Here is a 25,391-nt window from a genome sequence, read left to right as displayed (position 1 = left end):
TCCTATGGATTGGTGGAAGGCGCTGGAAGCCCAAGTTGAATGGCGAGCACTGCGCGCGACATACGCGCCTGGTCGATGGTCAGTTGCTCCTGGCGCGGGTCGTAGTTCCACACCCGGTTGTAGATCGTCTCGCTGTCCCGGGCGCCGCGAAATGTACCCCTCAGCAGGTCGGCCGAAACCCTGGCCTCTTCCTCGGTGAAGAAGGGGCCGTCGATTGTCACCTGTTGGCCACCGCTGACGTGCTGGACCTCCCACACTGTGTAGCCGGCGTCCGGCCCCTGGATCAGTTCGTAGGGGTTGAATTTCTGCGTTTTGCACGCCTCGGTAAAGCGCTCTTGAAACGTCATGTCTTCTTACTCAAAGGATTAGCCGGCTGATGGGCGCTACCAACACTTGCGTAGCGCGCGGATGGTCAGTTAGGCCGCTTCGGATTGATCAGGGGCCGCTTTTGCAGAGGTGCGAGTGGGCATTTTCGCCAGCCATTCGCGAAGCGCTTCGGAGCCCTCACAGCCCGATCGCCACTTCTCAAAGCGACCGGTGTACCCATTCGAATTGGCGACCATACCGCTCAGTGCGACACCGGCATTGGAGGCCGTGGCCAGCACGTCATCGTAGATCGCCAGCATCTGCTTGAGCCCTTCAATATCTTCGGCGCGCGAGGCGGCAATGCCTGCGCGCGAAAGGCTGTCAGCCGCCTCTGGCGATAGCCCGGAGAGCATTGGGTTTGCCCTGAGCACCGCCTCTACAACGTCGGGATGACTACCTGCCCGCGCTTCAGCTACTAGCCGCTGACGCTCCTCCGGCTTGAGGCCTCGCACAATGGACCGTAGCTCCTGATCAGCTAGGAAACCAACAACGTCCGAGCTAGCGCGGGGCGTGACCGCTGCAAAGCCGCTGGCCACTGTTTGGGCCAACGTGAGCATATCTTTTGCCGCCTTCTCCATCGCAGGCATCAGGGCGGGGATGATTCCATCAATCTGCTCCTTGCCCTTGCGCTCAATGGCTGCGGCGTTGAGGTCTTTGTTCTCCCGAATCGAGAGAATTTCTTCTCCGAGGTCCTTGAACGCCTCCAGAGACAATCCCTGCAAATGGCGGACAGACTTCAGCAAGCCACCTGCCTGCCAGGTGCCTTTGGTGCCATCTGGTCGCTGAATATTGAATGTTCTCGCCTCTACCTGGGAGTGTTCGTATTCGGAGTAATGGAGGTTGGCCAAGCCAACTTTGAGGACGGATCGTTTGCCGATTTTCATTGAGTTACCTTTTGATTGTCTGGCCGTGGGGCGGCCGGTTTCGGTCTGAGGCTTCGCTCAGAATTTCGAGTAGGGACACGTTTTCTCGGGCGCCACCGCCGGTTGCTGTTACGTGCAACTCGTCCATAAGGGCGCTGATCTCTCGTACGTCACGATTGAATTGAGTGAGCCCGGATTGCTGACGCAGCTTGGCCACCTGGTTACGGATGTTCATGGCGGGCCTCGATGATCAGTCGGTACTGTTCGGCGATGTGATTTTTGATGTCTTGCCCGTCAGCCAATGGCGGGAAGATCCAGGCGCCAGCGCTTGGGAATGGCCGCATATCCATCACGCCTACTGGAGAGGGACGGCGGAGTCTTTCAATTGCTCGGACGTGGAGAATGAACGCCTCTGCCAGATTGGCCGCGTCATAGCTGTTCATGGTGCACAGTGGGAAGTGCATGACCGTCTGTACGCCGAGGACGGGATAGTTGAAGGAGTGGCCCACTGTCTTGGGGTAGTCCATCTCCTCCTCAACCGCGTCAACCCTGCAGTCCACCACCGTCAACATTACGAGCACTGTTTCTTCGTCATCGGCGCCGATCTTTTCTGCAATTCGCTTGAGCTCGGCCCGCATCCACTTGATGCTCATTGCCGCATTCCCTCCATCTGTTCGCGGAGTTCTTCGACGGCCTTCTGTAGCTCGGCAACCTCGATGACTCGGGCAACAGCGCCTAGCCCTTCGATCAATGCCTTGCCCTGGTCGGGCGGTAGCTCGCCGGCGGCAACTGCGCGAAGGATTGATTTGGCTGCGCTGGGTAGGTCGGTGTCGTCGAGTTCGAAGCACACTGTCTCGGCAGTGGGCTTGATTGGCGGTACCAGGCGCTCAAGGATCAGTCGGCAAGCCTGCATATCGCCCTTCTTGGCCGCTGTCAGAACCTTCTTTGTCACGGCGTCTGCACCTTCCGCGAGTCGGGCGCGCAGCTCTTGCGTCTGGCCGGATCGGCCGCCGGGATTACCCGACTGTCCTGGCTTCCATTTGCCGGCTTTATCGCGATCAGTCATGCGGCCGGCGATTCCATGGCGATGACCGGTTTGTTTTCAGCGAGCGCTATCAGCAGGGCGGATGCTTGAACGCTTCCGTCTGCTGCGGCTTCGCGAAGGCGGCCCCAGGCGGCAGCAACTTCGGAGCGAGTTGGTTTGTGCTGACGTCCTCGGGCGGGCTTAGCTGTGTTCATAGGTGCTGCCTCGAATGGGTTTTGAGTGGCTCAAAAACTCACATTAGGCATGATCTGATCATTTATCCAGTGCTTTTTAGGTGCACTCTAGGTGATACACGTAACCGGATTAAACGGGACCGAAATAGTTGGTTTGCAGCGAATCGAGAAGGGGATTTTTGTTGCAGTAAGTCGTGGGTAGGCAAAGTGATACATAGCCGGGCTTCGGCTCAGTCCGACCTCAGATTGAGGATGGAGCGGGGAGGGCTGACCTACCGTTTCGGTATGTCAGGTTTCCGCGCCACGTTTTGCGAGATGTGAATACGTGGCGCGGATTTGATGCGTCCGGGTTTTGACACATCTTCCACCAGTAGTGGAGCACCCCTGATCGGGGGGTATTTGAAAGCAGGATTTCCTGCTTTGGGCGTGGAGCAAAGCTGGCTTATCAGGATCAATTCTGCCCAGTGGCAGAGTTAGACGAGGTGGCGCTTCACCACCCCACCTCATACAGGTGAGCAAGGATCACATTTGAGTGAGGGTGTTGCTGTCATCGCAACACCTGCTCCAGCCTGCTGTCAGGCTTAACCGTCTTACTCAACAAAATAAAAGTTACAGAGCTCTTTTAATTGAGATATGTGAGAAACTTTTAATTTTGGGAAGCCGCTTTCATCAAAGTGTGCAATGGCCACGTGAACATTCTCAGGCGCCTTGGATATTTCAATGTTCTGCAGCGATTTAATTGCTTCAACGGTGTCGATATTGTTGCTCAAAACAAGGAAAATTGTGATTGTGGTAAATTTTGAGATGTGGCTAATTCTTATCCCTTGTCGGATAATTCTTGATATTACATCAACGTCCAAAGTGTCTATGTGTCTAACATCGTAAGCATGGTGTTCATTGCCGTTTTGGGCTATGAAGTCAATATAACCTTCGGATGATTCTTCCAGTATTGGATAAATGTTAAGTATCCAGTTCGCTATTGCGGTGTACAGAGCGGAGTACGGATGCGCTGGATTGAGTGTGCTAAATTTATTTTTGTTGGCGGACGAAATGTCTCTTACTTCATTTAATGTTTGTTCGGATATCTTGGCTTTGAGGAAAGTTTGGGAGAATTTGAGGAAGCCTTCTGGCTTGTACATTAGGAAAGTTTCAGCACCAGCCTCAGAAGCCTCCTCTGTCAACTCGGGACGGGGTCCGATTGTTTTGGAACCTTGTAGATCGATTTTTCTCCACCAATCTTCCTTTCCATCATCTGTTACAAAAATAATTTTTTCTATTTTTGCATTTTTGATGTGGTTAAGAATTTGACGCCATACGAGGTAGTCACCGTATTTGCGCTTGTAAATTATTCCTCGGTGGGCGAACTCGTCGATGCTGTGTTTGTCCTTTTTGGAATCCTCATAACCAGGTGGTATTTTGCATTTGTATCTAATGTCTGCAATTTTGAATAGATCATCTATGTCTTTTTGAGTTGGAAAAGATGGACCAACCTTTCCGTCGAATAAATCTTCGATTTGTTGTTTTAAAGGATCGGTGGCGGTTAGTTGTTGTTGCGACTCTTGTAGTGTTTTTAGTTCTTTCAGGAACTTGTCTGCTAATTCTTTAAATCCTGATATCAAAGAGTCAGGGTTTATCAGTGCGTGACGTTTGTGTAGTTGAAGTTTGTCGATGTCGTTCGAGAGGCTTGATTTTGCTTTTTCTATAACGTCCTGTATTTCAAAGAAGCGCCTGCTTTGATCCGCTACAACATGGAGTCGATTTCTTTGGAACTCGAGTGCTACATGGTGCGGTATCCAAATTCTATCTGATAGTTCGCCCAATACAGTGATTAACTCTTCACGGGTATTCGTCTGATACCTGTATAAATTTAAAAGTACGTTTGTGTCGAATACAAACAGCGCGTTTTTCCAAACGTCGTCATAGTCTACCGTGCTGACATCGTTATATTGTGGAAAGAGTCCCTTCATGTGCCCTCCAGTCGTTATCGTTGAAGCCCAAACCGACACAGGTTCGCTGCTTAGCATGATATGAGACAGACCTCATCATCTGAATCAGACCGTTTGGTCTGTCTCATCAGTTCGTGACAGGACGTACCTGACTTGAACCACAGTATGGAGATGGCCAATGGCTTTCAAGGCAATTCGCGAAATATCGGATGTTCCCAGTGAGACCGATTCGTCTCAGTGAGACCAAATCGTCACACAGCACGATAATCCCCTGTATTTTCGCGTGTATGTAGAGTTTTCACCTGGTAGTGCGCGGAGATATGGTCAAAGCTGAGGAGCTTCCGCCGGCGTTGTTTTCAACTACCGTGCCGGCTTAACTTCGAGGCACGAACAAACTCTAGCGCCTCAAGGAAGACATCCGAAAGCTCTTGCCTTGAAATCACTTCGGTTGCGTTGACCGCCCAAGCAATGCCGTATTTGAAATCAACGCCAGGATAGGCGACGTGGTTATCTGTTGTTTTATGCCTTCCAGCGGCCTCGAATTTTGCTAGAGGCACTCGCACGCGAGCAAAACGGTCTCTGGCTTCTTTGATCTTATCCCCGACGTCAGGCGGATCATCACTCTGACCCTCTCTAATCCGCTGCGCCAAGGTGCGGAGTATCTCGTAAGCGCCGAGCACCCACAGGTATGACTGCGTCCTGTGATGCTGTACGGAGTCGAAGCTGTAAATTGCGCTCACCTGTTCCCGATCAGCCTTAACTATCCTTGCATCAAACGCACATAGATCGACGTCTAACTGCCCCATATCCTGTACCAGGCTGACTAGATGTTCTTCAAATCTCGCCATCCCGATCGATACCATCACCCATCTATCGAAGCGTTCTTCCATGGCTCTCTCTTCGTCAAGCATTGCTCCACCCTCGTTAGCTCTAAATCCCTAACCAACCTTAGCGAATAAATGTCGACCGCATGGGCGAAAGCAGCGTGGGCCTGCAATTATTTTGCACACCTCTATTGCGTTACTAGTCACGACCTTATATCTTTGGCTCATCGTAACTAGTAACAGGGAGGCAAGATGACAGACGAAGCCAAACCCCCGCGCTCAGCAGCAGCCAGGCAGCGGGATTACAAAGAACGCCAGAGGGCGGCCGGCTACAAGCTCACAGCCCTGTGGATTCACACAGAGACGGAGCAGGAGGGTAAGCAGGCGGCACGCGACGGGAAGCCACTCAAGCCGATGGAGTCGAAAGACCCCTTGAGCTGGGCGGCAGGCTGGATCAGCGAGAAGGGCAAGCAGTAATCGGCTGAAACCTTAGCCGATCGAATCGATGGTCCAGATTTGGGCCATCTCAGAAGAGGTGCCAGGCCGCTGCGCTAACAGCCGCCTGGCGATCACACGACGCAACCTTGAGAGACACGTCATGCAACTTTACCAAAATATCAGTAACGCCCTGAAAGGCCAAGACAAGTCCGAATTTGAAGGGGAGTGCTCGGTAGGCACTGAGGTGGGCGACTCTAGCGACTTACATCTGCCCCTCTTCACCGAGAAGCAACGAACCCTCGTGGTTGAGCTCATTCTCGCAGAGCGGCGTTACGCTACCCGGTGGTGGACGCACCTAAGTGAGATGCGGCGGCGTAAGGAGCTCCCTGAGTGGGTTGCAGCGGACATTGGCACTCATGATGAGCATGATCTTCTGCTTGAGAGTAGGAAGGCCGTCAATCAGGCTCTGTTCGGCTCAGATGACCTGGGCGGCGATCAGCAATACCGCGCGGTGATGTTGGAGTAGGGCTGGTAAACAACGACACCTTTGCAGCATCAAGGGCGCTACCCCGAAACAGGGTGGTGCCCTTTTTTCATTTGCTGGCGGTCGGTGCCTTCTCAGCAAAGTAGATCAGGTTGAGCTGTATGCCTCCAACCACTCATCAACACTCTGGTCCTGTGGTGGCTTAGGGGTGTGTATGGGGGAGTAAGGAAAGGTCTTGTAACCGTTCTCCCTTATTACCTTGTTTCCGTAGTTTGAAGCACACGTAGTTGGAAACGGCTGTAACCCTTGTGGTTCGTGGTCTGTAGGCATTTCCTTGTCCGGTACTTTTGTCCGGGAGTTGTCCGGCGCTTGTCCGGAAATTGTCCGGATGTTGTCCGGCAAAATTGCTGCTCTGAATTGTTCTGCGTTCAGACTGACAGGTACCAGGGTGCCGACTTTGAAGCGGTCATCAGTCACTGATCCAGTCACCAGGACGCTACGTAGCTTCCCCATGTAATCGTGCATAGCCGCCAGCCGCCGAGGAAAAGGCAGGCCGGTCCCCATCCAGAACTTGTAGAAGTGGCTGCGCTTGCCGATGCGGAATTGTCCTTTTGGTAGCAGAGCGCCAGCCTTAGCCGTAGCGGTGTTCCGCTGACGCGTCAGATCGGCGTTGAAAACTGCGTAGACAGATTGGCCGGACAGCATCGAGACAAACTGAAGCGTGATACCGGCGCTCCGGGTTTTGCCGTAGTGCCCAGTTGAATAGCCTACGTACTCGAATGCATCCAGGCCCACCGACATAAGCACTTCACGGCAAATTCTGGCCCGGTTGGTACTGATCCACTCCGGCGGTACGAGCTTGCCGCTCGCCGGTTGAATGGCGAGCTGCCCAAGCTCAATGCTAACCGTGTCTCCACGGCTAAGTAGTTTTGTGGCTAGGCATTCCACTGAATCGACCTCAGCGTTACTCGGCTGGATAACCAGAGGGCCGAAGCCCACAAGCAGTTCACAGGCAGGCGCAAGAGGTCGCCGCAAAACTGCGGAGACCTCTACGAGCTCTGGATTACGACGCTTCGCGCATCAGGATGTACTTGGCCACGCGATGAGGTGGCCGGCCTGGCTCGGTGGACTGGTGCGTCCAATAGGTGCGGATCTCATGACCCTTTTTCCTGAGGCGGCGGATGGTGTTGGGGGGCTGGACGATATCCAGATCCTTGGCGGCTTCGATGGTCGATACCGGCCCGTTTCGCAGGGCCTCCATCATCTTGCAGTCTTGCTCTGTTGAAGAATGACGTGTCATAGTTTGCCCTTCACGTTGGTGCTATCCAGTGTGTTTTCGCTAAGGCGGTGCTCGAACACCGCCTTAGCAACCTCTCGCGCAACCCTGCGCAATCTCCACTCCTTATTCTTTTCGTACTTCACCGTGCGCCGACCTTTGCTGCGCGCTCGATGAAAGCCTTCAGCTCGGACGCCAAAGCCAGGCGCCGGCGGCCGATCTTGAAAGTCTTGATTTCGCCCTGAGCGATCAGCTCATAGGTGGCAGATCGCGAGATGCCCAGAATGCGGGCAGATTCTTCGACGCTCACCGACAGCGGCGCCATTTGTTGCTGTGCTTGTTCCATGGTTGTCTCCCAAAAACGAAGCCAGAAAGGGCGTCGTGTGTTGCTAGACTACAACGCACAAAACTAACATTGCAAGCAAATGCTAAACAGACTCGTATTCGCACGGATTGACAGAGGTTTGCGTGTCGCGCAAGCTGTGCCAGTCAGGTCAGTTAGGCTGATCTCATCAGAGTTGATGGAAAGATATGGCTACGAAGACGAGTAAGAGAGCGGGCGAGACAAGCACCACGGTGAGCGTGGGAATCAGGATCGATCCTAAAATTAAGTTTGCCCTGGATATAATGGGACGCCTACAAAAGCGCTCATTAACGGCCGTAATCGAGTGGTCCATTACTCAGGCAATCGCTAGCCAGACGACAGATTTCGATGGTGGAACTCTGTCCAGTGAACTTGACAAAATTTGGTCTACTGATGAAGCAGTAAGAACCGTAAATTTGGCTATCCATATGCCCGGGGCGCTGACATACGACGAACTTCGGATCTGGGAAACTATCAGGTCAAGCGAATATTTTTGGCACACCTACCCGGACGGCTCGTTCGGCGATGACTTTGATCGTTTAGTGCCAAGTCGTATCAGGTCTAATTGGGAGCGGATTTTGTCCCATGTTGAAAAACATAAATCATCGCCGACAGTAGTGCCGATGACGGCTGACGACATCATATTCGATGACATACCGTTCTAGAGCAATTCCACCGCTGCAGCCTTTGTTCCTGGAGCTAAATGCGCGTAGCGTAAAGTCATCTTGATATCGGCGTGCCCTAGCAGATCCCGTACCGTGTTGAGCGGTACGCCGGCCATTACCAGGCGTGAAGCGAAGTCGTGACGCATATCGTGCCAGCGGAATCCGTCGATCTGCGCCCGCTCAAGCAACTTGAGCCAGGCGCTTTTGACGTCCTCAAAGCGACCGCCGCCCTGACCTGGGAACACATACGGCGACTTGCTCACCTGCTTCTTCCAGGCTTCCAGCACACCAATAGTCTCCTTGTTCATCGGGATGTGGCGCGTATCGCTTGTCTTGGTGGTGGCCCCGGCGACTGTGATTGTCTTCGTGTCGAAGTTCACCGCTGACCATTTCAGGTCGAACAGCTCTCCGCGCCTCATGCCGGTATTCAACGATACCAACACCATTGGCTTCAGGTGATCGGTGAAGGGCAGTTGCAGGAGGCTTGGCAGTGGCTCTCTGTGGCGGTCCGTCCGCCAGGTGTTTGCACTCTCACGCTCGGCCCTCATTTCATCCTGTCGAGCGTCCAGGGCATCGCGTAGACGCTTGGTCTCGTCAGCAGCCAGGTAGCGAATTACCCCCTTTGAGTCGACTTTGAGCTGTTTCAGCTTGGCCAGAGGATGCTCGTCGATGTAATCCCACTCGACCGCTCGGCTGAATACTCCGCTGATAGAGCCCATTTTCCGGTTGACCGTGGAGGGCTTGTTACCGGCCTGCATCCATCCTGTGCGGATCTGCTCCAGGTCTCGCCCGGTGATCGCGTCCAAGCGCTGGGGCATGATTGGGTCGAAGTTATTGCTGAGGGTGTGCTGCGTCTTCTCATGGCCTTTGTGATGGGCTTTGAACCACGGCATATAGGTGTCGTCGATAAAGTCGCGCAGCGAGGGCAGGGCTGACCCTTTGCGGCCCTGGGCGATGGCCAAGGGCTCGCCGTGGGCGTGCGCATCGGCTAAGTACTGGGCGGCCTCGGTTCGGGCTTGGTCAAGAGTAAGCACGCCGACACGCCCGAGGGTGGCGTTCTTGTTTCGGCCCCACGTGACCATGTAGGACTTGTGACCGCTGGGCAGTACGCGAATAAAGAAACCGGGTTGCACGGTGTCATGCACGCGGTATGCTTTCGTCTCGGCGGCTAGGCTGCCAATTAGCTTCTGAGTGATTTTGGTTTTCAAGGGTTCGACCGTGACAGCAGGATGGCAGCAAAAAGCACTATACCGCTCGATGTTCACGGACTCAATGGGACTAAAAGGCCAAGTAATACTGGGCTTATGGTTGTGCCTGTTGGGTCTGAATTGACCCTCCTAAGGGGAAGGTTGGCCGTTCGAACCGGCCCTGGGACACCAGTTCCAAAGCCCCGCACAGACTATTCTGGGCGGGGCTTTTTTGTGCGTGCTCGGTCTTTTCAAACAACAATCGAACCTTGCCGCCGATCAATGTTCACAGCAGGTGCTGTCGGGTATTTTTCGCGATGGTGTACCTCTTACGACGCCCCGTGTCGTCTGAGCTGTTCAAGCAAATTAATCCCCGGAAACAGCTCATACCGCCTGTCCGGAACCGGCCACCCAGGACTATCATGCCGATAGCCCTGTCTCTCACTGCAAGGAGCCGCTCGGAACGCCGATGCGTCAGATCTGGAAATCTTTTCGAGCCCTTTATTTCGCGTCCTTGATGATGCTGATCGGCTCTGGCCTGCTCAGTACCTACCTGGCCTTGCGTCTGGCGGCCGACCATGTCGACAGCCTGTGGGTGGGTGCGCTGATGGCGGCCAACTACTTTGGCCTGGTTTTGGGCGGCAAGATCGGGCACCGCTTAATTGCGAGAGTCGGGCATATCCGTGCCTATGCTACCTGCGCCGGTATCGTCGGCGCGGCGGTGCTGGGCCATGGCCTGATCGACTGGTTGCCGGCCTGGATCGTGCTGCGGATGATCGTCGGCCTCGGAATGATGTGCCAGTACATGGTCATCGAGAGCTGGCTCAATGAGCAGGCGGATGCCAAGCAGAGGGGCGTGGTCTTCAGCGGCTATATGATCGCGTCCTACCTTGGGCTGGTGCTGGGTCAATTGATCCTGGTCATGCATCCCCAGCTTGGCCTTGAGTTGCTGATGCTGGTGGCGCTGTGCTTTGCCCTGTGCCTGGTGCCGGTGGCCATGACTCGACGTATTCACCCGGCGGCCTTACACCCCGCGCCGATGGAGCCGCGTTTCTTTATCAAGCGCGTGCCCCAGTCGCTGAGTACAGTGTTGGGTGCGGGGTTGATTGTCGGTTCGTTTTACGGTTTGGCGCCGCTTTATGCGTCCCAGCAGGGGCTCACGACGGAGCAAGTCGGCCTGTTCATGGGTAGCTGCATTTTTGCCGGACTGCTGGTGCAGTGGCCTCTGGGCTGGTTGTCGGATCGTTATGATAGGGCGCTGTTGATTCGTTGTTTTGCCTTGTGCCTGGCGGTAGCGGCCTTGCCGCTGGCGATCATGACTCAGGTGCCGCTGGAAGTGCTGTTTGTCGCGGGCTTCCTGTGTTCGCTGGTGCAGTTCTGTCTGTACCCGCTGGCGGTGGCGTTTTCCAATGACCATGTGGAAGGCGATCGTCGAGTATCGCTGACCGCCATGCTGCTGGTGACTTATGGCGTTGGTGCGAGTATCGGGCCGTTGCTGGCAGGCGTGATCATGAAGATGTTCGGCAGCCAAATGCTGTATGCCTTCTTCAGCCTGTGTGCGTTGATCCTGGTGTGGCGCATCCGGCCGAAGGCGGTGACCAATTTGCATCAGGTGGAGGATGCCCCGCTGCATCACGTGGCGATGCCCGACAGCATGTCGAGTTCGCCGCTGGTGGCCGCGCTTGATCCACGGGTCGATGAGCAAGTGGTGCAGGAGCAGATGCAGAATGTCCCTGATCCTGAGCCTGAGCCGGAAACTGATCCCCAGCCGCCAGTAGATGAGCCAGCCTTTGTCGGGCCGCCGGAACCTCTGGGGCCGGAAGAGCATCCGCATGACTTGAGCAGGGCGCGCCCCTGAAAGTAAAAACGGGCAGATCCCCAAAGGATCTGCCCGTTTTTTTGCCGCGATCTTTAATGATTAAAAATCGTCGTCCTTGTCGAAGCGCCGCGCTTCTCGCTGCAGTTGATACACAAAACGTTCGACTTGGCGCTGCACCAGGCCACTCATGTTGTGGAAGCGCACGCCGGCAAAGGTGGTGTTTATCTTCTCTTCGAAGTGCAGGTAACGCAGCTCGACCGAAGTGGTCATGCTGCCAAACGGCAGGGCGGCGATAAAGCGGTCGTAGACCTGGCCCAGTTGCAAGCGTTCGGAGATGTCGCCTTCAAAGCGCAGTTTGCAGCCGGTGGCGGAGATATCGAGCAATTTGCCGTTGACCGGCGCCTTGAGTTTTTCGCCGCCGAGCTCGATGTTCACCAGTTGTGCCAGCTTCAGCGCGGCGCGAAATGCATTGCGGCGCTGATGGTAGACCACCTCGTCCGGCAGGCTGCCGGTGTAGATACGGTGGCCATCTTTTTCGCTGATTTTGAGGTTGCCGGTGCTTTCCCAGGCGACGCGCACGCCGTCGTGGAAGCCTTCGATACGGAAGGGTTCGCCGTTTTCGAGGTGGCGTTCGCCATCACGGGGGATCATTTCGTCCAGCGCCAGCGTGCTGCTGTCACGGTTGACGTCCACCAGATAGCTCTGGAAGCGCTGGCTGCGCTCATGGAAGGTGATGATCAGCGGGTCATGGCTGTCTTGCAGCATCCGCAAGGTGCCTGCGATTTCCAGAGGCGTGGTGAGCACCTTGGGTGGCTGCGGCGCATCTTCCGCATTAAGGGCGTTGAACACGGTTCTTCCATCTCCAGACAAAATACGACTACACGCAAGAACCGGCATTTTGCCAGCATGTGGCGCGCCTTGGATAGGGCGCACAGTAAACTGGCGTCAGGCTTGGCTGCGGGTGCTTGGCTTGACCAGGCGCGAGGTTGATCCCTGGGCGTTATACAGTGCCGGCGGCTCTCCGCCATGGAGTATGCGCAACTGGTTGGCGGTCGTGGCTTGCTGAAGCTGGATCGACTGACCGTTAAGCAGGTTGGCTTCCTGGCACTGGGCGAGCAATTGGTTGAGTTCTTTGCTCTGGCTCAGGAGCTGATCGCCGACCGAGGAGTGGCTGGCCAGCTGCGCCAAGCCGTCGTGGTCTGCCGGCAGGCCAAGGCTGATCAGGATCTGGCTGCGTTTTTTGCCGTGCTGTTCCAAGAGGACAATCAGCGACTGTTTGCGGGCCAGAATTTCTTCCAGCAACGGCATGTCCCGGCCGTAAAGGGCCAGTGATTCCTCTCTTAGCAGCTCCAGCAATTGTTGCGTCGGCGCTAGATCATCAATGATCAGTTGCAGCAAATGTTCGTCGTGATGCATGGCTGGCCTTGGGTTTTAAGCGTCCAAAAGCCCTGCGCAGGCCTTTGCCTAGCGCTCGGCTTCGAAATTAAGCAGCTTGCTGGCTACACGGTTGCTGTCGACTTTATAGCTGCCATCGGCGATTGCCTGTTTCAATTCGGCCACACGGGCTTTATTGACCACGGGTTGATCGCGCAGCGAGTCAGTGACCTTCTGCAACTGTTGAGCCTCATTGCTCAGGTGTACGGATTCCCCGCTCTGGCTGGCCTGTTCTGCCTTGACGGGCAGCGCCGGGGCCTTGGTTTCTACGCTGTCCTTGGTGCTGGTGGTGCGCGTAGTGCCTGACGTCGTCGGGGCGTTATTTAAACGGCTGAAATCGATGACCATGATAAAAAAACCTCTGGGTATTTGGACGCTTGCCATGTTTTCGGCCATACCCGGACAAACTTTAGGCGCGAATGACAATAAATCTCCGCACGGGACTTCTCGTGCACAGTGTAGGAAAACCCAGCGTCCTGTACCAGTAATCTATAAAGCGACCTCGACTTGCCCTGGGGCTGTCACCCGCGCCTTGATCACGCGGTTGGAGTTGAGGTTCTTGACTCGAATCTGTTCGCTCATGCCGCCGTTGGACAGTGCTTCGCCAGGCATTTTCACATTCAATCCTCCGCTGCTCGCGGAAATCACTACCTGATCGCCCTTGCGAATGACCTCGGCCTGTTCCAGATGCACCAGCGTAATCACCTGATCGGTGACCACTGGTCGGGTCAATTTCTGCCCGATGGCTTGGTCCACTGATGTGAGATAGCCCTGGTTGATCAGGCTGATGTCGCGTTCACGCAGCACAACGTCTTCAAAACCAATGATGCCGGTGCGTTTCAGCGGTCGGGCCACCACCACTACATCGCGGAATAGCTTGACCTGTGCCGGCACAAACACCGTCCAGGGCGAGGCGCCATCGCAGCGCACCCGCACCGTCACGCGGCCGATAGGCTGAGCGGGGCTTTCCAGGGTCGCTGTCAATTCCTTGTCGCACATAGGCATGCGCAGGCGCGGGTCCAACTGGTTGACCTGGATTTCATAACGCCCCGGTGTCTGGGTGGTCGCCAGATAATCTTCTACAGTGAACTCAAGAAAGCCCTGAGTGACGCCGATAAGTAGATCAGGCAAGGTGACGTTATCTGCGCGGGCCGTGGCGCCGAGGCAGGAAGCAAGCAATGCCACCGAGGCGCAGAGCAATCTGCGGTACTGTGGGAATCGAAGGCGTCGGGAAACTGTCGTTTTAATATCCATGGCCAATAAATAGCAAAGCTCGTGCCGTTTAGTGTTGGGTGCGCGTCGCACCTTCAAGGTTTTAGCGTAGGAGTCTGGGCATGGCAGGAGTAATGGATTCAGTAAACCAGCGCACACAGCTGGTAGGGCAGAATCGCCTGGAGTTGTTGCTTTTTCGCCTGGATGGCAAACAGCTGTACGGCATCAATGTGTTCAAGGTGCGGGAAGTGCTGCAATGTCCCAAGCTGACGATCATGCCCAAGTCCAGCCCTGTGGTGTGTGGCGTAGCCAACATCCGTGGCGCGACCATCCCGATTCTTGACCTGGCCCTGGCCACCGGTTCGGCTGGACTGCAGGACCGCGAGAGCCCGTTCGTAATCATCACCGAGTACAACACCAAGACCCAGGGCTTTCTGGTGCGCTCGGTGGAGCGCATCGTCAACATGAACTGGGAAGAGATTCATCCGCCGCCCAAGGGCACTGGCCGCGACCACTACCTCACGGCGGTGACGCGGGTCGATAACCAGTTGGTGGAAATCATCGACGTGGAGAAGATCCTCGCCGAAGTTGCGCCGACCTCGGAATCGATTTCCGTGGGCGTGGTGGATGCCGAAACGGCGCATAAGGCGGTCTCGCTGCGTGTGCTCACGGTGGATGACTCCTCGGTGGCACGCAAGCAGGTGACCCGTTGCCTGCAAACCGTCGGCGTGGAAGTGGTGGCGCTTAATGATGGTCGCCAGGCGCTGGATTACCTGCGCAAGCTGGTGGATGAAGGCAAGAAACCGGAAGAAGAATTTTTGATGATGATCTCCGACATCGAGATGCCGGAAATGGACGGCTACACCCTCACGGCTGAGATACGCAGCGATCCACGCATGCAAAAATTGCATATCATCCTGCATACTTCGTTGTCGGGCGTATTCAATCAGGCGATGGTCAAGAAGGTCGGTGCCGATGACTTCCTGGCCAAATTCCGTCCTGATGACCTGGCATCCCGGGTAGTCGACCGGATCAAGGCAGCAGATCACAGCTAAGGGCTTGTTGCCCTGGCGGTCTTACGATTTTAGAGGCGGTATCAGTGTCTACGGGTAATTTGGATTTTGAACAGTTCCGGGTCTTCCTGGAAAAAGCCTGTGGCATATTGCTCGGTGAAAACAAGCAATACCTGGTATCCAGCCGTCTTAACAAACTGATGGAGCAGCAGGGCATCAAGTCCCTGGGCGAGTTGGTTCAACGGATCCAGGGGCAGCCGCGCAGTGGTCTCAAAGAAATGGTGGTCGATGCCATGACCACCAACGAAACCCTTTGGTTTCGTGATACCTACCCCTTTGAAGTGCTCAAGAGCAAAGTGCTGCCGGAGGCTATCAAGGCCAGCCCGGGCCAGCGTCTGCGTATCTGGTCGGCAGCCTGCTCCTCGGGGCAGGAACCGTACTCTATCTCGATGTCCATTGATGAGTTCGAACGGACAAACATGGGTCAGTTGAAGGCCGGGGCACAAATTGTTGCCACTGACCTGTCCGGCACCATGCTCACTAATTGCAAGACCGGCGAGTACGACAGCCTGGCTCTGGGACGTGGTTTGTCCCAGGAACGCCTGCAACGTTACTTCGACCCGAAAGGGGCGGGGCGTTGGGCGATCAAGGCGCCAATCAAGAGCCGCGTTGAGTTCCGCTCGTTCAACCTGCTTGATAGCTACGCCAGCCTTGGCAAGTTCGACATGGTATTTTGCCGCAACGTGCTGATCTACTTTTCGGCCGAAGTGAAGAAAGACATCCTCTTGCGCATCCACGGCACCCTCAAGCGTGGCGGTTACTTGTTCCTCGGTGCTTCCGAGGCGCTCAATGGCCTGCCGGATCATTTCCAGATGGTGCAGTGCAGCCCTGGGATCATCTACCAGGCCAAGTAATAAAGCGTACGCGGTCAAGAATGTGGGAGGGGGCTTGCCCCCGATAACGGTGGTTCAGTTGATGCATCTATCACTGATACACCGCTATCGGGGGCAAGCCCCCTCCCACATTTTTTTTGTGCGGCAATCCTCAGGATAGCGGCAAGCCGGATTGCCGCTTTACTGGCGCTACGCGGAGACCCGTTGCCGCTTTTCTGGCATTGCCGCCGGCAATATCCCCGCAAACCCTTGATTCATGGGCTTTTCAGAAACTGGCATGCGCTTTGCTATAACCAAGTTAACGAACAGCAGGTCAGCCTAAAGGTTTCCGCCATGAGCATCAGCTTCGATAAAGCGCTCGGTATCCACGAAAAAGCCCTGGGCTTCCGCGCCCAGCGTGCTGAAGTCCTGGCCAACAACATTGCCAACGCCGATACCCCGAACTACAAGGCTCGGGACCTGGACTTCTCCGCGGTGCTTGCCGCACAGCAGGACAAGACCAAGAACGGCACCTTCGCCTTGAACATGACCAACAACCGTCATATCGAAGCACAAGGTCTGAGCAGTGGTGACGAGTCGCTGCTGTATCGCACGCCGATGCAGCCGTCGATCGACCAGAACACCGTCGACGCCCAGCTGGAGCAATCGGCCTACGCCGAGAACTCGGTGAACTTCCAAGCCAGCTTTACGCTGCTCAACAGCAAATTCAAAGGGCTGATGTCGGCCCTTCGTGGAGAGTAAGCCATGTCCCTGTCCAGTGTTTTCAATATTGCCGGTAGTGGCATGAGCGCCCAGACCACGCGTCTCAACACCGTCGCCAGTAACATCGCCAACGCCGAGACTGTGTCTTCGAGCATTGACCAGACCTACCGTGCGCGTCACCCGGTCTTCGCCACCATGTTCCAGGGCGGCCAGAACGGCGGCAGCGATTCGTTGTTTCAGGAGCAGGGCGCAGCAGGCTCTGGCGTGCAGGTGCTCGGCGTGGTCGAAGACCAGAGCAACCTCGAAGCCCGCTACGAGCCGAACCACCCGGCTGCGAACGAAAAAGGCTACGTGTACTACCCGAACGTCAACGTGGTCGAGGAAATGGCCGACATGATTTCCGCCAGCCGCTCGTTCCAGACCAATGCGGAAATGATGAACACCGCCAAAACCATGATGCAGAAGGTCCTGACCCTGGGTCAGTGATAAGGGGCGCCAAATAATGGCCATCGTTGATACGTCTACTAATTCGGCAGTCCAGGACCTTTTCAATTCCAAGGTCAGCACTGCAACAAACAATGTCGCGAGTACGGCTGCTGCTGCTACCGGCAATCAGTCGTTGGGTAAAGATGCATTCCTGCAGCTGCTCGTCACCCAGCTGAAAAACCAAGACCCGCTGTCGCCTCAGGACAACGGTGCATTTGTGGCCCAACTGGCCCAGTTCAGCAGCCTGGAAGGCATCAACACCCTCAACGACTCGGTGAATGCAATTTCCAGCAACTTTAGCTCCTCCCAGGCGCTGCAGGCTTCGTCGCTGGTTGGGCGTTCGATCATCACCCAGACCGACAAGGCCCTGGTGGATACGAGCAAGAGCATGAACGGTTCGGTAGCTGTGACTGCAGCCACCGGCAACGTCGCCATCAAGATCACAGACAAAGATGGCAACTTGGTGCGCACCATTGATATGGGTGCCCAGAGCGCCGGCACCGCGAGCTTCATCTGGGATGGCAAGAACGATGCGGGTGAGGTGGCTCCAGCGGGCACCTACACCTTCGCGGCTACGACCAAGAATGACGCGGGCGATTCAGTGGCCCTGGCCACTTCGTTGCCGGCAACGGTGACCAGCGTGACTTTGAGCAAGACCGGTGGCGAGATGCTGCTGAACCTTGCGGGTGGCATGGGCAGCGTCAAGCTGTCGCAAATTCAGACTATCGGTACATAGAGCCGGCTAACTACGGCAGAGGGAGAGAAACATGTCTTTTAATATCGGCCTTAGCGGCCTCTATGCGGCCAACAAACAATTGGACGTGACTGGCAACAACATCGCCAACGTCGCGACCACTGGCTTCAAGTCGTCCCGTGCGGAATTCGCCGACATCTACGCCGCGTCCAAATTGGGCACCGGCCAGAACAGCATCGGCAATGGTGTGAACCTGGCGGCGGTGTCCCAGCAGTTCACCCAAGGTGACGTCAACAACAGCGGCGGCGTGCTGGACATGGCGATCCAGGGCGGTGGCTTCTTCGTGCAGAAGGGCAGCGACGGTTCGCTGGAATACACCCGTAGTGGTGCGTTCCGTGCCGACAAAGACGGCTATATCACCAACAACACCGGCACCTCGCGCCTGCAAGGCTACGCAGCGGATGAAGACGGCAAGATCATCAAGGGTGGCTTGACCGACCTGCAACTGAACTTGTCTTACCTGCCGCCGAAGGCGTCCACCAAAGTGGATTCCACCAGTAACCTGAACTCGTCGGAGCCGGTGATCAATCAGACCGACAAGCCGTTCGACCCAAGCGACACCACCACCTTTACCACTCAGTACAGCACCACCTTGTACGACTCCCAAGGCAACTCGCACGCCATGGTGCAGTACATGGTGAAAACCGACGCCAACGAATGGAATGCCTACACGTTGATCGATGGTCGTAACCTGGATGGTTCCAAGCCGACAACGACCGGCACCACTGCACCTGTGCCATCGACCATCACTTTTGATGGTGCCGGTAAGCTTAAAGATGTTGTTACCGGTGGCGTGAGCAGCAAGACATTGACGCTCACTGGCTGGGTCCCAGGATCGGTGACCGATGGCAATTGGACGCCAAACGAAGCGACCGCCGGGCCAATTGCCGTGAATATGGGCAATATCACCCAGTACAACTCTGCCAGCTACCGCAACCCACCGACTACCGACGGCTACGCCACCGGCCAGATCACCGGCCTGAAAATCGACGGCAACGGTGTCATGTTCGCCACGTTCAGCAACCAGCAGAGCAAGGCCATTGGCCAGATCTCCCTGGCCAGCTTCAACAACGAACAGGGCCTGCAGCCTGCGGGTAGTACCGCTTGGAGAGAGACCTTCTCCTCGGGCCAGCCGGGTTACGACACCCCGCAATCCGGGACCCTGGGTTCGATTGTGGCCAACTCCCTGGAGAACTCCAACGTCAACCTGACCAACGAGCTGGTAGACCTGATCAAGGCCCAGAGCAACTATCAGGCGAACGCCAAGACCATCTCCACCCAGAGCACCATCATGCAGACCATCATTCAGATGACCTGATGCGGTAATGCTCCACAAGAAGCCCCTCGTGAGAGGGGCTTTTTTGTGGATGTAAGAAAAGTGTGTTTGAAACGGTCCCCACGCGTGAGAGCGATCAAACCGCAGGCAAAAGAAAACCCCCGACCAGCCCAGAGGGTTGATCGGGGGTTTCGAGTAAGCGCTATTGGGCGCTTACCTGCTCAGCTTATTGGCAAGCTTCGCAATCCGGCTCATCAATCGCGCAGGCCTTTGGCACGGGTGCCGGACCGGCTGGAGCAGCGAGTACCGAGTCATCACCATGGTTGCCGCTGGATACAGCGTTCAGCTTACCGGTGTTGATGGTCGACTTCTCGGTGCTGGTTGCGGCCAGGGCACGGAGGTAGTAAGTGGTTTTCAGGCCACGGTACCAAGCCATGCGGTAGGTCACGTCCAGCTTCTTGCCCGAAGCGCCAGCGATGTACAGGTTCAGGGACTGAGCCTGGTCGATCCACTTCTGACGACGGCTGGCGGCGTCAACGATCCACTTGGTGTCCACTTCGAAGGCGGTCGCGTAGAGCTCTTTGAGTTCTTGCGGGATGCGCTCGATCTGCTGCACGGAACCGTCATAGTACTTCAGGTCGTTGATCATGACCGAGTCCCACAGGTCGCGAGCCTTGAGGTCGCGAACCAGGTACGGGTTGATCACGGTGAATTCGCCCGACAGGTTCGATTTCACATACAGGTTCTGGTAGGTCGGTTCGATCGACTGGGACACGCCGGTGATGTTGGCGATGGTCGCAGTCGGTGCGATGGCCATGATGTTGGAGTTACGAATACCTTTCTGCACGCGGGCACGTACCGGCGCCCAGTCCAGGGATTCTTCCAGGTCAACATCAATGTACTTCTGGCCACGTTGCTCGATCAGGATCTGTTGCGAGTCCAGCGGCAGGATGCCTTTGGACCACAGCGAACCCTGGAACGTCTCGTAGGCACCGCGCTCGTCGGCCAGGTCGCAGGAAGCCTGGATCGCGTAGTAGCTGACCGCTTCCATGGACTTGTCGGCGAACTCGACCGCTGCATCCGAACCGTAAGGGATGTGCTGCAGGTAAAGCGCGTCCTGGAAGCCCATGATGCCCAGGCCAACCGGGCGGTGCTTGAAGTTGGAGTTCTGCGCCTGTGGCACCGAGTAGTAGTTGATGTCGATTACGTTATCGAGCATGCGAACTGCGGTGTTGACGGTGCGCTCCAGCTTGGCAGTGTCCAGCTTGCCGTTGACGATGTGGTTCGGCAGGTTGATCGAACCCAGGTTGCAAACGGCGATCTCGTCCTTGTTGGTGTTCAAGGTGATCTCGGTGCACAGGTTCGAGCTGTGAACCACGCCCACGTGCTGCTGCGGGCTGCGCAGGTTGCATGGGTCCTTGAAGGTCAGCCATGGGTGGCCGGTTTCGAACAGCATGGACAGCATCTTGCGCCACAGGTCTTTGGCCTGGATGGTCTTGAACAGCTTGATCTTGCCTGGGTACTGGGACAGGGCTTCGTAATACTCGTAGCGTTCTTCGAAAGCCTTGCCGGTCAGGTCGTGCAGGTCCGGCACTTCGGATGGCGAGAACAGGGTCCACGGGCCGTCATCGAAGACACGCTTCATGAACAGGTCAGGGATCCAGTTGGCGGTGTTCATGTCGTGGGTACGACGACGATCATCACCTGTGTTCTTGCGCAGCTCGATGAACTCTTCAATGTCCATGTGCCAGGTTTCCAGGTAGGCACACACAGCGCCTTTGCGCTTGCCGCCCTGGTTGACCGCTACCGCGGTGTCGTTCACGACTTTCAGGAACGGTACGACGCCCTGGGACTTGCCGTTGGTGCCCTTGATGTACGAACCCAAGGCCCGCACCGGAGTCCAGTCGTTGCCCAGGCCGCCTGCGAATTTGGACAACATGGCGTTGTCGTGGATCGCGTGGTAGATGCCCGACAGGTCATCCGGCACGGTGGTCAGGTAGCAGCTCGACAGCTGTGGACGCAGGGTGCCGGCGTTGAACAGCGTCGGGGTCGACGACATGTAGTCGAAGGACGACAGCAGGTTGTAGAACTCGATCGCACGGTCTTCTTTGTGTTTCTCTTCGATCGCCAGGCCCATGGCCACGCGCATGAAGAACACTTGCGGCAGTTCGAAGCGGATACCGTCCTTGTGGATGAAGTAACGGTCGTACAGGGTTTGCAGGCCCAGGTAAGTGAACTGCTGGTCGCGCTCGTGATTGATCGCCTTGCCGAGTTTTTCCAGGTCGAAAGTGGCCAGGATTGGGTTCAGCAATTCGAACTCGATACCCTTGGCGACGTAGGCAGGCAGGGCCTTGGCGTACAGGTCAGCCATTTCGTGGTGGGTGGCGCTGTCGGCCACGCCCAGGAAGCCCAGGCCTTCGGCACGCAGGGTGTCCATCAGCAGGCGCGCGGTCACGAACGAGTAGTTCGGCTCGCGTTCAACCAGGGTACGGGCGGTCATCACCAGGGCGGTGTTGACGTCGGTCAGGGCCACGCCGTCGTACAGGTTCTTCAGGGTTTCGCGCTGGATCAGGTCACCGTCGACTTCTTCCAGGCCTTCGCAGGCCTCGGTGATGATGGTGTTCAGGCGGCCCAGGTCCAGCGGTGCAAACGTACCGTCGGCCAGGGTGATACGGATCGACGGGTGAGCTTGTACGGCGGCTTCTTCGGCCGGGGAGCGCACGGCGCGCTCTTTGGAGCGGGCGTCACGGTAGATCACGTAGTCGCGCGCAACTTTTTGCTCGCCGGCACGCATCAGGGCCAGTTCGACCTGGTCCTGGATTTCTTCGATGTGGATAGTGCCGCCCGACGGCATACGACGTTTGAAGGTCGCGGTGACTTGTTCGGTCAGGCGGGCAACGGTGTCGTGGATGCGCGACGAAGCGGCAGCGGTGCCGCCTTCAACTGCAAGAAACGCTTTGGTGATAGCGACGGTGATTTTGTCATCGGTGTAAGGAACGACAGTGCCGTTACGCTTGATCACGCGCAGTTGCCCTGGTGCAGTGGCGGACAGATCCATATTCGAATCTGCTGCCAGCGGCACGGAGCCCTGCGGGTTCTCGCGAGTTGTGTCGGTTTGCATGGGGGGTTGTCTCCACATTCTATATTTATTTGGGCACCATCACGGTGCCCACCGTTCCGTCCTGAAGCACTTACAGCAGGCGTTGGCCTGGCATAACAACTTCGGGACAGGAGGAAGGGGGGCTGTTCGCGCCGCTTCCATGCCGAAGTCTTCGGTTCGGGGCTTTAATGCCCTTGGCCGTATTCCTGGTGGGTGACAGTTGCCAGGTTCAAGCACTGCAACACCCGTACCGTTTTCTGCTATTGGAGCTTGAAAACGGCTGCCATCCGCTTGAGCGGTTTGGGCTTTCAAAAAATGCTTGGGTTCGACCAAACAGGAGCAAGAAAGGGCTTGAGTTTCTTGTCTGACTTGTGTTGGGTCTTTTCGCTCAAAACCCTACATGTAGGGTTTTTTTAGCGCCGAGGTACAAGATAATGCGTTTTGGGGGGCTTAGCAACGCACGACCTGTGGATAACGCTGTGGGTAAAATGTGTATGAAACGTGGAACGCCCGTGTAGGCCGCAGTACTGCTGGATTCGGCCGTTTGTCACCGAATATTCCAATATAAAAACAGCCGGTTGGATTTTTGAGGGCGCGAACCCTACCACAAAAAAACGCGATCACCGAATGGATTTACCGGCTTGTGTTCCAGGGTTGGGGCATGGCTACAATCGGCCTTCAATAGAGGCAGTATTGTGCTTCCCGTACATGACAATAATTAGAATCGAGGTAGCGCATGGAGCAAGAAGCCTGGCAAATCCTGATCGTCGAGGACGACGAGCGATTGGCCGAATTGACCCGTGAGTACCTGGAAAGCAACGGCCTGCGTGTTTCGGTTGAAGGCGATGGCGCCCAGGCCGCAGCGCGTATCATCGCCGAGCAACCAGACCTGGTGATCCTCGACCTGATGCTGCCCGGCGAAGATGGCCTGAGCATCTGCCGCAAGGTGCGCGAGCGCTACGAGGGCGTGATCCTCATGCTTACCGCGCGCACCGACGACATGGACCAGGTGCTGGGCCTGGACATGGGCGCCGACGACTACGTATGCAAACCCGTGCGCCCCCGGCTGTTGCTGGCGCGTATCCAGGCGCTGCTGCGGCGCAGTGAGCCCGCCGAATCCGCAACGGTAGAAAACCAGCGCCGCCTGGAATTCGGCCCGTTGGTGGTAGACAACGCCCTGCGCGAAGCCTGGCTGCACGGCGGCAGTATTGAACTGACCAGCGCTGAATTTGACCTGCTGTGGCTGCTGGTGGCGAATGCCGGGCGCATCCTGTCCCGCGAAGAAATCTTTATCGCCCTGCGCGGTATCGGCTATGACGGCCAAGACCGGTCCATCGATGTACGCATCTCACGAATTCGCCCGAAAATCGGCGACGATCCGATCCATCCGCGTCTGATCAAGACCATTCGTAGCAAAGGCTACTTATTCGTCCCTGAAGCCGCCGCCGATATGTCGCTGTGAACTCGATCTTCCTGCGTATCTACGGCGGCATGTGCGCGGCCCTCATCCTGGTGGCGCTGTTGGGCGTACTGGCCTTGCACCTGCTTAACGAGGTGCGCAGCGGCCAATACCGCGAGCGCCTCGCCCATGGCACCTTTGCCTTGATGGGCGACAACCTGCAACCCATGAGCGCTATCGAACGCCAACGTGCCTTGGCGGTGTGGGAGCGCTTGCTGGGGATCCCCCTGGAACTGCGCAGCCTCACCGACGCGCAGTTGGACCTCAGCCAGCGCAACAGCCTTCAACGCGGCCAGGTTCTGGTGCAGCAGACCGGCCCTCACGCCGCCCGTGTTCTGCGCCTGGTCAGCGATAAAGAGCAGTGGGTGCTGACGGGGGAGGTGCAGCAGATCAGCGAACAACTGGCCCGTGCGACCATTTACCTGCTGGCTGACGAATTGGTGCGCTTCCCCGTGGCCGAGCAGCCGCAAAGGTTGGCGGATATAAAAGAAGCCAAGGGCTTTGGGTTCGAAATGCACCTGATGACCCTCGACCAGGCCGATATGGACGACGACCAGCGCCGCCGCGTGTCGGAGGGCGATACGGTGATGGCCCTGGGCAAGGGTGGCGACTCGATCCGCGTGTTCTCTGGCATCGTCGGTACGCCCTGGGTGCTGGAACTCGGTCCGCTGTATCAAATGAACCCGTACCCGGTGCAGTGGCTGGTCCTGATTGCTTTGATTGGCCTGACCTTGATCGGCTTGATCGTCTATCTGCTGGTGCGTCAGCTTGAGCGCCGGCTGCGTGGCCTGGAGGCGGCCGCGACACGTATTGCCAAGGGCAATCTGGAAGTGCGCGTGCCGGCCCGGGGAGCGGACTCGGTGGGTCGCCTCGCCGCGGCCTTCAATGGCATGGCCGAGCACTTGCAGCAATTGCTGGCGATCCAGCGCGAACTGGTACGTGCGGTGTCCCACGAACTGCGCACGCCGGTAGCGCGCCTGCGCTTCGGATTGGAGATGATCGGCGACGCTGCTACCCCAGAGGCCCGGCGCAAGTACCTGGAAGGCATGGACAGCGATATCCAGGACCTCGATGGCCTGGTGGATGAAATGCTCACCTACGCAAGGCTGGAGCAGGGCGCACCCGAGCTGAGTTTTCAGCGAGTGGACCTTGATGCGTTGCTTGATCAGGTGATTGGCGAATTATCGCCACTGCGCCCACAGGTGACTGTGGCGCGGGGTATCTGCTTGTCATCGGCCCACTGGGATAACGCCTGGGTCGACGCCGAACCCCGCTATTTACACCGTGCCCTGCAAAATCTGGTGAGCAATGCCATGCGCCACGCGCAGAGCCAAGTGCTGATCAGTTATCAGGTGGGTCAGGTGCGCTGTCGAATCGATGTCGAGGACGATGGCCCCGGTGTGCCGGAAAACGCCTGGGAGCGTATTTTTACGCCCTTCCTGCGGCTCGACGACAGCCGCACCCGAGCGTCCGGGGGCCATGGCCTGGGCTTGTCGATTGTACGGCGGATCATCTATTGGCACGGCGGGCGCGCATTGATCAGCAAGAGCAACAACCTGGGTGGGGCGTGTTTCAGTTTGAGTTGGCCGAGGGGGCAGGATAAAACCTGACC

Annotated in this window: 28 protein-coding genes; 12 read left to right on the top strand and 16 right to left on the bottom strand. The window is 56.6% G+C overall.

Features of this window, described 5'->3' with window-relative positions; translation table 11 throughout:
• Window positions 1–2 precede the first annotated feature (2 nt).
• From CKW32_RS18935 to CKW32_RS18905, 7 genes are all read right to left on the bottom strand, one after another.
• Window positions 3–347, bottom strand: a complete 345-nt coding sequence (locus tag CKW32_RS18935) for a hypothetical protein (protein WP_095185689.1) — start codon at window positions 345–347, stop codon at window positions 3–5.
• A 69-nt stretch (window positions 348–416) separates the two neighbouring features.
• Entirely contained in the window at window positions 417–1,250 is an 834-nt protein-coding gene (locus tag CKW32_RS18930; protein WP_095185688.1) for a hypothetical protein, read from the bottom strand.
• Between the two features lie 4 nt (window positions 1,251–1,254).
• Complete coding sequence (locus tag CKW32_RS18925) at window positions 1,255–1,464, bottom strand: hypothetical protein (protein ID WP_143499411.1); 210 nt, start codon at window positions 1,462–1,464, stop codon at window positions 1,255–1,257.
• Complete coding sequence (locus CKW32_RS18920) at window positions 1,451–1,882, bottom strand: hypothetical protein (protein WP_095185687.1); 432 nt, start codon at window positions 1,880–1,882, stop codon at window positions 1,451–1,453. Before CKW32_RS18920 ends, CKW32_RS18925 begins: the two co-directional genes overlap by 14 nt.
• Window positions 1,879–2,295, bottom strand: coding sequence for a DUF5681 domain-containing protein (locus CKW32_RS18915; protein WP_017138405.1), 417 nt, complete (start codon window positions 2,293–2,295; stop codon window positions 1,879–1,881). Before CKW32_RS18915 ends, CKW32_RS18920 begins: the two co-directional genes overlap by 4 nt.
• Before the next feature lie 742 nt (window positions 2,296–3,037).
• Entirely contained in the window at window positions 3,038–4,414 is a 1,377-nt protein-coding gene (locus tag CKW32_RS18910) for a PIN-like domain-containing protein (RefSeq protein ID WP_095185686.1), read from the bottom strand.
• 335 nt (window positions 4,415–4,749) lie between these two features.
• Window positions 4,750–5,283, bottom strand: a complete 534-nt coding sequence (locus CKW32_RS18905; RefSeq protein WP_256585348.1) for a hypothetical protein — start codon at window positions 5,281–5,283, stop codon at window positions 4,750–4,752.
• A 186-nt stretch (window positions 5,284–5,469) separates the two neighbouring features.
• Between CKW32_RS18905 and CKW32_RS18900 the strand changes: the two genes are divergently transcribed.
• Both CKW32_RS18900 and CKW32_RS28655 read left to right on the top strand, forming a co-directional pair.
• Complete coding sequence (locus CKW32_RS18900; protein ID WP_095185684.1) at window positions 5,470–5,694, top strand: hypothetical protein; 225 nt, start codon at window positions 5,470–5,472, stop codon at window positions 5,692–5,694.
• A 121-nt stretch (window positions 5,695–5,815) separates the two neighbouring features.
• The gene (locus tag CKW32_RS28655) at window positions 5,816–6,181 is read left to right on the top strand and encodes a hypothetical protein (RefSeq protein ID WP_256585347.1); all 366 of its coding nucleotides are present in this window, start codon (window positions 5,816–5,818) and stop codon (window positions 6,179–6,181) included.
• A 105-nt stretch (window positions 6,182–6,286) separates the two neighbouring features.
• Here CKW32_RS28655 and CKW32_RS18890 read toward each other — a convergent pair whose 3' ends face one another.
• From CKW32_RS18890 to CKW32_RS18880, 3 genes are all read right to left on the bottom strand, one after another.
• On the bottom strand, window positions 6,287–7,087 hold the full coding sequence (locus tag CKW32_RS18890; protein ID WP_095185836.1) for a hypothetical protein: 801 nt from the start codon (window positions 7,085–7,087) through the stop codon (window positions 6,287–6,289).
• Between the two features lie 115 nt (window positions 7,088–7,202).
• Window positions 7,203–7,439, bottom strand: a complete 237-nt coding sequence (locus tag CKW32_RS18885) for a helix-turn-helix domain-containing protein (RefSeq protein WP_026013795.1) — start codon at window positions 7,437–7,439, stop codon at window positions 7,203–7,205.
• Between the two features lie 118 nt (window positions 7,440–7,557).
• Entirely contained in the window at window positions 7,558–7,761 is a 204-nt protein-coding gene (locus CKW32_RS18880; RefSeq protein ID WP_058410861.1) for a helix-turn-helix domain-containing protein, read from the bottom strand.
• Window positions 7,762–7,946: 185 nt separating this feature from the next.
• Here CKW32_RS18880 and CKW32_RS18875 point away from each other — a divergent pair, with 185 nt between their 5' ends.
• Window positions 7,947–8,444, top strand: coding sequence for a hypothetical protein (locus CKW32_RS18875; protein WP_095185683.1), 498 nt, complete (start codon window positions 7,947–7,949; stop codon window positions 8,442–8,444).
• On the opposite strand, the gene CKW32_RS18870 is transcribed toward CKW32_RS18875, so the two are convergent.
• On the bottom strand, window positions 8,441–9,652 hold the full coding sequence (locus CKW32_RS18870) for a site-specific integrase (protein ID WP_177434289.1): 1,212 nt from the start codon (window positions 9,650–9,652) through the stop codon (window positions 8,441–8,443). The two genes, CKW32_RS18875 and CKW32_RS18870, sit on opposite strands and share 4 nt — an antisense overlap.
• A 448-nt stretch (window positions 9,653–10,100) precedes the next feature.
• Here CKW32_RS18870 and CKW32_RS18865 point away from each other — a divergent pair, with 448 nt between their 5' ends.
• On the top strand, window positions 10,101–11,489 hold the full coding sequence (locus CKW32_RS18865) for an MFS transporter (protein ID WP_095185681.1): 1,389 nt from the start codon (window positions 10,101–10,103) through the stop codon (window positions 11,487–11,489).
• Window positions 11,490–11,549: 60 nt separating this feature from the next.
• Here CKW32_RS18865 and CKW32_RS18860 read toward each other — a convergent pair whose 3' ends face one another.
• The 4 genes from CKW32_RS18860 to flgA all read right to left on the bottom strand — a co-directional run bounded on the left by CKW32_RS18860 (window position 11,550) and on the right by flgA (window position 14,138).
• Entirely contained in the window at window positions 11,550–12,299 is a 750-nt protein-coding gene (locus CKW32_RS18860; RefSeq protein ID WP_032886767.1) for a flagellar brake protein, read from the bottom strand.
• 96 nt (window positions 12,300–12,395) lie between these two features.
• The gene (locus tag CKW32_RS18855) at window positions 12,396–12,866 is read right to left on the bottom strand and encodes a flagella synthesis protein FlgN (protein WP_032886768.1); all 471 of its coding nucleotides are present in this window, start codon (window positions 12,864–12,866) and stop codon (window positions 12,396–12,398) included.
• Between the two features lie 48 nt (window positions 12,867–12,914).
• Window positions 12,915–13,232: a flagellar biosynthesis anti-sigma factor FlgM gene (gene flgM, locus CKW32_RS18850; protein ID WP_095185680.1), complete on the bottom strand. Its 318-nt coding sequence runs from the start codon at window positions 13,230–13,232 to the stop codon at window positions 12,915–12,917.
• A gap of 141 nt (window positions 13,233–13,373) precedes the next feature.
• Window positions 13,374–14,138 carry a flagellar basal body P-ring formation chaperone FlgA gene (flgA, locus tag CKW32_RS18845; RefSeq protein ID WP_032886771.1) on the bottom strand — a complete coding sequence of 255 codons (765 nt, stop codon included), beginning with the start codon at window positions 14,136–14,138 and terminating at the stop codon, window positions 13,374–13,376.
• Window positions 14,139–14,218: 80 nt separating this feature from the next.
• On the opposite strand from flgA, the gene CKW32_RS18840 reads away from it, so the two are divergent.
• From CKW32_RS18840 to flgE, 6 genes are all read left to right on the top strand, one after another.
• A complete protein-coding gene (locus CKW32_RS18840; RefSeq protein ID WP_095185679.1) occupies window positions 14,219–15,151 on the top strand; it encodes a chemotaxis protein CheV in 933 nt (310 codons plus the stop codon).
• 44 nt (window positions 15,152–15,195) lie between these two features.
• Window positions 15,196–16,023: a protein-glutamate O-methyltransferase CheR gene (cheR, locus tag CKW32_RS18835; protein WP_032886774.1), complete on the top strand. Its 828-nt coding sequence runs from the start codon at window positions 15,196–15,198 to the stop codon at window positions 16,021–16,023.
• Window positions 16,024–16,335: 312 nt separating this feature from the next.
• Complete coding sequence (gene flgB, locus CKW32_RS18830; RefSeq protein ID WP_032886775.1) at window positions 16,336–16,743, top strand: flagellar basal body rod protein FlgB; 408 nt, start codon at window positions 16,336–16,338, stop codon at window positions 16,741–16,743.
• A gap of 3 nt (window positions 16,744–16,746) precedes the next feature.
• The gene (flgC, locus tag CKW32_RS18825; RefSeq protein WP_032886776.1) at window positions 16,747–17,190 is read left to right on the top strand and encodes a flagellar basal body rod protein FlgC; all 444 of its coding nucleotides are present in this window, start codon (window positions 16,747–16,749) and stop codon (window positions 17,188–17,190) included.
• Window positions 17,191–17,206: 16 nt separating this feature from the next.
• The gene (gene flgD, locus CKW32_RS18820; protein WP_032886778.1) at window positions 17,207–17,926 is read left to right on the top strand and encodes a flagellar hook assembly protein FlgD; all 720 of its coding nucleotides are present in this window, start codon (window positions 17,207–17,209) and stop codon (window positions 17,924–17,926) included.
• A gap of 31 nt (window positions 17,927–17,957) precedes the next feature.
• Window positions 17,958–19,262, top strand: a complete 1,305-nt coding sequence (flgE, locus tag CKW32_RS18815) for a flagellar hook protein FlgE (RefSeq protein ID WP_095185678.1) — start codon at window positions 17,958–17,960, stop codon at window positions 19,260–19,262.
• Between the two features lie 184 nt (window positions 19,263–19,446).
• Here flgE and CKW32_RS18810 read toward each other — a convergent pair whose 3' ends face one another.
• On the bottom strand, window positions 19,447–22,341 hold the full coding sequence (locus CKW32_RS18810; protein ID WP_032886782.1) for a ribonucleoside-diphosphate reductase subunit alpha: 2,895 nt from the start codon (window positions 22,339–22,341) through the stop codon (window positions 19,447–19,449).
• A gap of 715 nt (window positions 22,342–23,056) precedes the next feature.
• Here CKW32_RS18810 and CKW32_RS18805 point away from each other — a divergent pair.
• Together CKW32_RS18805 and CKW32_RS18800 are read left to right on the top strand one after the other, a co-directional pair.
• Window positions 23,057–23,782, top strand: coding sequence for a response regulator (locus CKW32_RS18805; RefSeq protein WP_095185677.1), 726 nt, complete (start codon window positions 23,057–23,059; stop codon window positions 23,780–23,782).
• The gene (locus CKW32_RS18800; protein ID WP_032886785.1) at window positions 23,779–25,389 is read left to right on the top strand and encodes an ATP-binding protein; all 1,611 of its coding nucleotides are present in this window, start codon (window positions 23,779–23,781) and stop codon (window positions 25,387–25,389) included. The genes CKW32_RS18805 and CKW32_RS18800 overlap by 4 nt, the downstream gene beginning before the upstream one ends.
• The last annotated feature ends 2 nt before the right edge of the window (window positions 25,390–25,391 follow it).

Origin of the sequence: Pseudomonas sp. Irchel 3H9 (assembly GCF_900187495.1) — a bacterium.
Classification (GTDB): Bacteria; Pseudomonadota; Gammaproteobacteria; order Pseudomonadales; family Pseudomonadaceae; genus Aquipseudomonas; species Aquipseudomonas sivasensis.
The sequence above is the reverse complement of the archived record's forward strand: the minus strand, read 5'-3'. Positions and strand labels throughout refer to the sequence as shown.

Bases quoted from the DNA above. Each gene is read 5' to 3' on its own strand.
- CKW32_RS18935 (WP_095185689.1), bottom strand. From the start codon at position 347: ATGACGTTTCAAGAGCGCTTTACCGAGGCGTGCAAAACGCAGAAATTC.
- CKW32_RS18930 (WP_095185688.1), bottom strand. From the start codon at position 1,250: ATGAAAATCGGCAAACGATCCGTCCTCAAAGTTGGCTTGGCCAACCTC.
- CKW32_RS18925 (WP_143499411.1), bottom strand. From the start codon at position 1,464: ATGAACATCCGTAACCAGGTGGCCAAGCTGCGTCAGCAATCCGGGCTC.
- CKW32_RS18920 (WP_095185687.1), bottom strand. From the start codon at position 1,882: ATGAGCATCAAGTGGATGCGGGCCGAGCTCAAGCGAATTGCAGAAAAG.
- CKW32_RS18915 (WP_017138405.1), bottom strand. From the start codon at position 2,295: ATGACTGATCGCGATAAAGCCGGCAAATGGAAGCCAGGACAGTCGGGT.
- CKW32_RS18910 (WP_095185686.1), bottom strand. From the start codon at position 4,414: ATGAAGGGACTCTTTCCACAATATAACGATGTCAGCACGGTAGACTAT.
- CKW32_RS18905 (WP_256585348.1), bottom strand. From the start codon at position 5,283: ATGGAAGAACGCTTCGATAGATGGGTGATGGTATCGATCGGGATGGCG.
- CKW32_RS18900 (WP_095185684.1), top strand. From the start codon at position 5,470: ATGACAGACGAAGCCAAACCCCCGCGCTCAGCAGCAGCCAGGCAGCGG.
- CKW32_RS28655 (WP_256585347.1), top strand. From the start codon at position 5,816: ATGCAACTTTACCAAAATATCAGTAACGCCCTGAAAGGCCAAGACAAG.
- CKW32_RS18885 (WP_026013795.1), bottom strand. From the start codon at position 7,439: ATGACACGTCATTCTTCAACAGAGCAAGACTGCAAGATGATGGAGGCC.
- CKW32_RS18880 (WP_058410861.1), bottom strand. From the start codon at position 7,761: ATGGAACAAGCACAGCAACAAATGGCGCCGCTGTCGGTGAGCGTCGAA.
- CKW32_RS18875 (WP_095185683.1), top strand. From the start codon at position 7,947: ATGGCTACGAAGACGAGTAAGAGAGCGGGCGAGACAAGCACCACGGTG.
- CKW32_RS18865 (WP_095185681.1), top strand. From the start codon at position 10,101: ATGCGTCAGATCTGGAAATCTTTTCGAGCCCTTTATTTCGCGTCCTTG.
- CKW32_RS18855 (WP_032886768.1), bottom strand. From the start codon at position 12,866: ATGCATCACGACGAACATTTGCTGCAACTGATCATTGATGATCTAGCG.
- flgM (WP_095185680.1), bottom strand. From the start codon at position 13,232: ATGGTCATCGATTTCAGCCGTTTAAATAACGCCCCGACGACGTCAGGC.
- flgA (WP_032886771.1), bottom strand. From the start codon at position 14,138: ATGGATATTAAAACGACAGTTTCCCGACGCCTTCGATTCCCACAGTAC.
- CKW32_RS18840 (WP_095185679.1), top strand. From the start codon at position 14,219: ATGGCAGGAGTAATGGATTCAGTAAACCAGCGCACACAGCTGGTAGGG.
- flgB (WP_032886775.1), top strand. From the start codon at position 16,336: ATGAGCATCAGCTTCGATAAAGCGCTCGGTATCCACGAAAAAGCCCTG.
- flgC (WP_032886776.1), top strand. From the start codon at position 16,747: ATGTCCCTGTCCAGTGTTTTCAATATTGCCGGTAGTGGCATGAGCGCC.
- flgD (WP_032886778.1), top strand. From the start codon at position 17,207: ATGGCCATCGTTGATACGTCTACTAATTCGGCAGTCCAGGACCTTTTC.
- flgE (WP_095185678.1), top strand. From the start codon at position 17,958: ATGTCTTTTAATATCGGCCTTAGCGGCCTCTATGCGGCCAACAAACAA.
- CKW32_RS18810 (WP_032886782.1), bottom strand. From the start codon at position 22,341: ATGCAAACCGACACAACTCGCGAGAACCCGCAGGGCTCCGTGCCGCTG.
- CKW32_RS18805 (WP_095185677.1), top strand. From the start codon at position 23,057: ATGGAGCAAGAAGCCTGGCAAATCCTGATCGTCGAGGACGACGAGCGA.